Raw genomic sequence first — 7,929 nt, 5'->3', positions numbered from 1 at the left:
CGCAGCGCCAACCGCCTGGCCCGAGCCCTGATCGCCCGTGGCGTCGGCCCGGAGGTGCGGGTGGCGATTGCCATGCCGCGCAGCGCGGAAATCATGGTGGCCTTCCTCGCGGTACTCAAGGCCGGCGGCGTCTATGTGCCGCTGGATGTGGAATACCCGCGCGATCGCCTGCTGTACATGATGCAGGACAGCCGCGCCAAATTGCTGCTGACCCATACCGCGGTGCAGCAACAGCTGCCGATTCCGGACGGGCTGGACAGTCTGGCGGTGGACCGCACCCAGGACTGGGCAGGGGAGGACGACAGCGCACCGAACGTGGCCCTGGACGGCGACAACCTCGCCTACGTGATCTACACCTCCGGCTCCACCGGCATGCCGAAAGGCGTGGCGGTATCCCACGGTCCGCTGGTGGCGCACATCATCGCCACCGGCGAACGTTATGAAATGACTCCGGCGGATTGCGAGCTGCACTTCATGTCGTTTGCCTTCGATGGTTCCCACGAAGGCTGGATGCACCCACTGATCAACGGTGCCCGGGTACTGATCCGCGACGACAGCCTGTGGCTGCCGGAGCACACCTATGCGCAGATGCATCGCCATGGCGTCACCGTCGGTGTGTTCCCACCGGTGTACCTGCAACAACTGGCCGAGCATGCCGAACGTGACGGCAACCCACCGGCGGTACGGGTGTATTGTTTCGGTGGCGACGCCGTGGCGCAGTCCAGCTATGACCTGGCCTGGCGTGCCTTGCGTCCGACCTACCTGTTCAACGGTTACGGTCCGACCGAAACCGTGGTCACGCCACTGCTGTGGAAAGCCCGCAAAGGCGACCCATGTGGCGCGGCCTATGCACCGATTGGCGAACTGCTGGGCAACCGCAGCGGTTATGTGCTGGACGCCCAATTGAACCTGCAACCGATCGGTGTCGCCGGTGAGCTGTACCTCGGTGGTGAAGGCGTGGCCCGCGGTTACCTGGAGCGTCCGGCGCTGACTGCCGAGCGTTTTGTCCCGGACCCGTTCGGTGCTCCAGGCAGCCGTGTGTACCGCAGCGGCGACCTGACCCGTGGCCGTCCGGACGGTGTGGTGGATTACCTGGGTCGGGTCGACCATCAGGTGAAGATCCGCGGTTTCCGTATCGAACTGGGCGAGATCGAAGCGCGCCTGCGCGAGCAGGATGCGGTACGCGAAGCCGTGGTGGTGGCCCAGGATGGGCCGAGCGGCAAGCAGTTGGTGGGTTACATCGTTGCCCTGGACCCGACAGTGGCCGCGGATAGCGCCGCCCAGGCGACTTGCCGCGAAACCCTGCGCCGGGCGCTGAAGGCCCGCCTGCCGGACTATATGGTGCCGGCGCACCTGATGTTCCTCGAACAGATGCCGCTGACCCCGAACGGCAAGCTGGACCGCAAGGGGCTGCCTCTGCCGGACGCGAGCCTGTTGCAACAGGAATACGTGGCGCCCGAAAGCGAGCTGGAACAACAGATCGCCGCTATCTGGGCCGAGGTCCTGGGTTTGCCACGGGTCGGTTTGAACGACCACTTCTTCGAACTGGGCGGTCATTCCCTGCTGGCGACCCAGATCACCTCGCGGGTGCATGCCGAGCTGGGGCTTGAAGTGCCCTTGGCCGCGCTGTTCCAGACCGAGTCACTGCAGGCCTATGCCAAGGCCGCCGGCGATTGCCGGTCGGGCAGTGCTGCCGATTTTGATGATCTTAGAGATTTCTTGAGCGAACTTGAGGCGATTTGAACAATGCTTTCCAATGAAAATATCGATCTGGTGTCTCGCTTCGTTCGCCTGCCTCTGGAACAACGCAAGCTGTTTTACAAACGGCTGCAAAGCCGTGGCATGAGCTTCGCTCAGCTGCCGATTGCCCCGACCCGCATGGATGTCGACAGCCTGCCGCTGTCCTATGCCCAGGAACGCCAGTGGTTTCTCTGGCAGCTGGAACCCGAGAGCGTCACCTACCACATCCCCAGCGCCCTGCGCCTGAAAGGCCGGCTGGACCTGGCCGCGCTACAGCGCAGCTTCGATGCCCTGGTGGCGCGCCATGAAAGCCTGCGCACCCGTTTGCGGATGGATGCCGAGCGCACGCTGCAGGTGGTCGATGCCCAGGCCAGCGTCGAGATCGTGCGGGTCGAGGCCGAGGGCGCCGACGACGCCCGGCTCAAGACCCTGGTGGAAGCGGAAATCGCCCGGCCCTTCGACTTGCAGCAGGGCCCGCTGCTGCGGGTCAGGCTGCTGCGCCTGGCCGAGGACGAACATGTGCTGGTGCTGGTGCAGCACCACATCGTTTCCGATGGCTGGTCGATGCAGGTGATGGTGGCCGAGCTGGTGCAGTTGTACGCCGGCTACAGTCAGGGGCAGAGCCAAGGCCAGGACCTGCAATTGCCGGCGCTGCCGATCCAGTACGCCGACTACGCGCTGTGGCAACGCAGCTGGATGGAAGCCGGGGAGAAGGAGCGCCAGCTGGAGTACTGGTGCGCCCTGCTGGGTGGCGAGCAGCCGGTGCTGGAGCTGCCCCTGGACCACCCGCGTCCGGCGGTGCAGAGCCATCGCGGCGCGCGTCTGGACCTGAAGCTGGATGCGTCGCTGGCGGCGGGCCTCAAAGGTCTGGCGCAGCGCGAAGGCGTGACAATGTTCATGCTCCTGCTGGCCTCGTTCCAGACCCTGCTGTATCGCTACAGCGGTCAGTCGGATATCCGCATCGGCGTGCCCATCGCCAACCGCAACCGGGTCGAGACCGAGCACCTGATCGGCTTTTTCGTCAACACCCAGGTGCTCAAGGCCGATATCGACGGGCAGATGACCGTCGCCCATTTGCTGCAACAGACCAAGCAGCGCGCGTTGGAAGCCCAGGCCCATCAGGACCTGCCATTCGAGCAATTGGTCGAAGCGCTGCAACCCGAGCGCAGCCTGAGCCACAACCCGCTGTTCCAGGTGATGTTCAACCACCAGGCCAACGCCCGTGGCGCCCGCGCCGAACAGCAGTTGCCCGGCCTGCGCGTGGAAGGCCTGGAGTGGGACAGCCACACCACCCACTTCGACCTGAGCCTGGACACCCAGGAATCCGGCGACGACCTTTGGGCGTCCCTGAGCTACGCCACCGACCTGTTCGAGGCGGCGACCGTGGAGCGCCTGGCGCAGCACTGGCAAGGGCTGCTGCGCGGCATGCTCGACAGTTCGCAGAAGCTGATCGGCGAGCTGCCGCTGCTGAGCGCGGACGAGCAGCGGCGCATGGTCCGGGAATGGAATGCCGGCGCCACTGTCACGGCGCAAGGCCCCGTGCATCGGTTGTTCGAGGCGCAGGCCCAACAGCGTCCCGATGCCGTGGCCCTGCTGCTGGACGAGCAGCGCATGAGTTATGCCGAGCTGAACCGTCAGGCCAACCGCCTGGCCCATTACCTGATCGGCCAGGGCGTTGGCCCGGAAGTGCTGGTGGGGGTCGCGGTCGAGCGTTCCTTCGCCATGGTGGTCAGCCTGCTGGCGGTGCTCAAGGCCGGTGGCGCCTATGTGCCGCTGGATCCGGAGTACCCCCGCGAGCGCCTGGTGCATATGCTCGAAGACAGCGCTGTGCGCCTGGTGCTGACCCAGTCCCATCTGCGCCAGCGCCTGCCGCTGCCGGCCGACCTGGCGGCCCTGGATATCGACCTGGCGGACGGGCAACTGGCGCAGTGCGCCGAAGACAACCCCGGGCTGGCGGTCGATCCGCACAACCTGGCGTATGTGATCTACACCTCGGGTTCCACCGGCAAGCCCAAGGGCGTGGCCATCGATCACACGGCCCTGAGCGAGTTCGCCGACATCGCCGCGGGTTATTCGCGGTTGTCCCAGGATGACCGCGTCCTGCAATTCGCCACCCTGAACTTCGACGGTTTCGTCGAGCAGCTGTACCCGGCCCTGAGCCATGGCGCCAGCGTAGTCCTGCGCGGTCCCGAGCTGTGGGACAGCGCCCGCCTGTACCGCGAAATCATCCGCCAGGGCATTACCCTGGCCGACTTGCCGACCGCCTACTGGAACCTGTTCCTGCTCGATTGCCTGGCGGCCGGCCCGCGCTCCTACGGGGCCTTGCGCCAGGTGCATATCGGCGGCGAGGCGATGCCCCTCGACGGTCCTGCCCAATGGCGCCGGGCCGGCCTGGAGCATGTGCGTCTGCTCAACACTTATGGCCCGACCGAGGCCACCGTGGTCTCCAGCGTGCTGGACTGCTCCGCGGCCGACCAAGTCACAGGAGCCACGGCCAGCCCGATTGGCCGCTCGTTGCCGGGGCGGGCCCTGTATGTGCTGGACCGCGACCTCAACCTGTTGCCGGTGGGCGCGGTGGGTGAACTCTATATCGGCAGTTCCAGTGGCCTGGCGCGCGCCTACCTGCAGCGTCCGCTGCTGACCGCCGAGCGCTTCATGCCCGATCCGTTCGGCGCGGCGGGCGAGCGCCTGTACCGCACCGGCGACCTGGCCCGCTACCGCGCCGACGGGGTGATCGAGTACGTTGGCCGGGTCGACCATCAGGTGAAGATTCGTGGTTTCCGTATCGAGCTGGGGGAAATCGAAGCCTTGCTGCTGGCCCAGGCCGAGGTGCGCGAAGCCGTGCTGCTGGCCTCCGACAGCCAGTTGATCGGTTATGTGGTGGCGACCCGGCCGCTGACCTCGCCAGAGCAGCAACAGGCCATGGGCGAGCAGCTCAAGGCCGCGCTGCGCGAGCAATTGCCGGACTACATGGTGCCCGCGCACCTGCTGTTCCTGGAGCGCATGCCGCTCAACCCCAACGGCAAACTGGACCGTCAGGCCCTGCCGAAACCGGACGCCAGCCAGGCACAGCAGGCCTGGATCGCGCCGGTGAGCGCGGTGGAGCAACAGGTGGCGGCGATCTGGGCGGATATCCTGGGGGCCGAACGCATCGGCCTGACCGACCACTTTTTCGAACTGGGCGGCCACTCCCTGCTGGCCATGCAGGTGGTTTCGCGCCTGCGCCACACCCTGGGGGTGGAGGTGCCGCTCAAGACCCTGTTCGAGCAGCCGCGCCTCGAAGGTTTCGTCCGCGCCTTGCCGGCCGGCGACGCCGAGGGCGTCCAGGCGCCGGCCATGGTGCCGGTCGAACGCGGCCAGCCCCTGGCCCTGTCCTATGCCCAGGAGCGCCAGTGGTTCCTCTGGCAGCTGGAGCCCGAAAGCGCCGCCTACCATGTGCCCAGCGCCCTGCGCCTGAAAGGCCGCCTGGACCGGGCCGCGCTGCAGCGCAGCTTCGACACCCTGGTGGCGCGTCATGAAAGCCTGCGCACCCATCTGCAGCAGGACGGCCAGCGCACGGTGCAGGTGATTCGTGCCGGGGCGTCTGTCGATATCGCACGGGTCGATGCCAAGGGCGTCGATGAGGCCCAGCTGAAAACCCTGGTGGAAGCGGAAATCGCCCAGCCGTTCGACCTGGAGCAGGGCCCGCTGTTGCGAGTCAAGCTGCTGTGCTTGAGCGAGGAGGAGCATGTGCTGGTGCTGGTGCAGCACCACATCGTCTCCGATGGCTGGTCGATGCAGATCATGGTCGATGAGCTGGTGCAACTGTACGCGGCCTACAGCCAGGGCCAGGACCTGCAATTGCCGGTCTTGCCGATCCAGTACGCGGACTACGCCGTCTGGCAGCGCGGGTGGATGGACGCTGGCGAAAGAGAGCGCCAACTGGACTACTGGATGAAACAGTTGGGCGGCGAACAGCCGGTGCTGGAATTGCCGTTTGACCATCAGCGTCCGGCGGTGCAAAGCCATCGCGGCGCGCGCCTGGGCATCGCCCTGGACCCGCTGCTGGCCACCCAGCTCAAGGCCATGGCCCAGCAGCAGGGCGTGACCCTGTTCATGCTGTTGCTGGCTTCGTTCCAGACCCTGTTGCACCGCTACAGCGGCCAGGAGGATATTCGCGTCGGTGTGCCGATCGCCAACCGCAACCGGGTGGAGACCGAGCGCCTGATCGGCTTCTTCGTCAACACCCAGGTGCTCAAGGCCGATATCGACGGGCAGATGACGGTTGCCCAACTGCTGCAACAGGTCAAGCAGCGCGCGCTGCAAGCGCAAAGCCACCAGGATCTGCCGTTCGAGCAACTGGTGGAGGCGCTGCAACCCGAGCGCAGCCTGAGCCACAACCCGCTGTTCCAGGTGATGTTCAACCACCAGACCGACGCCCGTGGCGGGCGCGCCGAACAACAGTTGCCCGGCCTGCGGGTCGAGGGCCTGGAGTGGGACAGCCGGACCGCGCACTTCGATCTGGACCTGGACATCCAGGAAGCCGAGGAAGGCATCTGGGCCTCGCTGGGCTACGCCAGGGACCTGTTCGAGCCGGCCACCGTGGAACGCATGGCCCGGCACTGGCAGAACCTGTTGCAGGCCATGGTCGCCGATCAGCAGCAGAGCATCGGCCAGTTGAACCTGCTCGACAGCGCCGAACAGCAACAGATCCTGACCCTGTGGGATCGCACGGACTCCGGCTTCTCGGCCAAGCGTCTGGTGCATGAACTGGTGGCCGATCAGGCCCGTAACAACCCGGATGCGGTGGCGGTGATCTTCGGTGATCAGCAGCTGACTTACGGCGAGCTGGAACGCAGCGCCAACCGCCTGGCCCGAGCCCTGATCGCCCGTGGCGTCGGCCCGGAGGTGCGGGTGGCGATTGCCATGCCGCGCAGCGCGGAAATCATGGTGGCCTTCCTCGCGGTACTCAAGGCCGGCGGCGTCTATGTGCCGCTGGATGTGGAATACCCGCGCGATCGCCTGCTGTACATGATGCAGGACAGCCGCGCCAAATTGCTGCTGACCCATACCGCGGTGCAGCAACAGCTGCCGATTCCGGACGGGCTGGACAGTCTGGCGGTGGACCGCACCCAGGACTGGGCAGGGGAGGACGACAGCGCACCGAACGTGGCCCTGGACGGCGACAACCTCGCCTACGTGATCTACACCTCCGGCTCCACCGGCATGCCGAAAGGCGTGGCGGTATCCCACGGTCCGCTGGTGGCGCACATCATCGCCACCGGCGAACGTTATGAAATGACTCCGGCGGATTGCGAGCTGCACTTCATGTCGTTTGCCTTCGATGGTTCCCACGAAGGCTGGATGCACCCACTGATCAACGGTGCCCGGGTACTGATCCGCGACGACAGCCTGTGGCTGCCGGAGCACACCTATGCGCAGATGCATCGCCATGGCGTCACCGTCGGTGTGTTCCCACCGGTGTACCTGCAACAACTGGCCGAGCATGCCGAACGTGACGGCAACCCACCGGCGGTACGGGTGTATTGTTTCGGTGGCGACGCCGTGGCGCAGTCCAGCTATGACCTGGCCTGGCGTGCCTTGCGTCCGACCTACCTGTTCAACGGTTACGGTCCGACCGAAACCGTGGTCACGCCACTGCTGTGGAAAGCCCGCAAAGGCGACCCATGTGGCGCGGCCTATGCACCGATTGGCGAACTGCTGGGCAACCGCAGCGGTTATGTGCTGGACGCCCAATTGAACCTGCAACCGATCGGTGTCGCCGGTGAGCTGTACCTCGGTGGTGAAGGCGTGGCCCGCGGTTACCTGGAGCGTCCGGCGCTGACTGCCGAGCGTTTTGTCCCGGACCCGTTCGGTGCTCCAGGCAGCCGTGTGTACCGCAGCGGCGACCTGACCCGTGGCCGTCCGGACGGTGTGGTGGATTACCTGGGTCGGGTCGACCATCAGGTGAAGATCCGCGGTTTCCGTATCGAACTGGGCGAGATCGAAGCGCGCCTGCGCGAGCAGGATGCGGTACGCGAAGCCGTGGTGGTGGCCCAGGATGGGCCGAGCGGCAAGCAGTTGGTGGGTTACATCGTTGCCCTGGACCCGACAGTGGCCGCGGATAGCGCCGCCCAGGCGACTTGCCGCGAAACCCTGCGCCGGGCGCTGAAGGCCCGCCTGCCGGACTATATGGTGCCGGCGCACCTG

The 7,929-nt window shown here is 66.1% G+C and carries 2 protein-coding genes; both read left to right on the top strand.

Features of this window, described 5'->3' with window-relative positions:
- Positions 1-1,743: amino acid adenylation domain-containing protein (locus ACTJKT_RS31185; protein WP_440790401.1), on the top strand; the 1,743-nt coding region annotated here is incomplete at its 5' end.
- A gap of 3 nt (positions 1,744-1,746) precedes the next feature.
- Positions 1,747-7,929, top strand: a 6,183-nt coding sequence (locus tag ACTJKT_RS31180; protein WP_440790399.1) for an amino acid adenylation domain-containing protein, incomplete at its 3' end; no start/stop codon positions are given.

The organism is Pseudomonas sp. 22526 (assembly GCF_052044735.1).
Classification (GTDB): Bacteria; Pseudomonadota; Gammaproteobacteria; order Pseudomonadales; family Pseudomonadaceae; genus Aquipseudomonas; species Aquipseudomonas piscium.
This window is presented reverse-complemented; position numbering and strand designations above follow the sequence as displayed.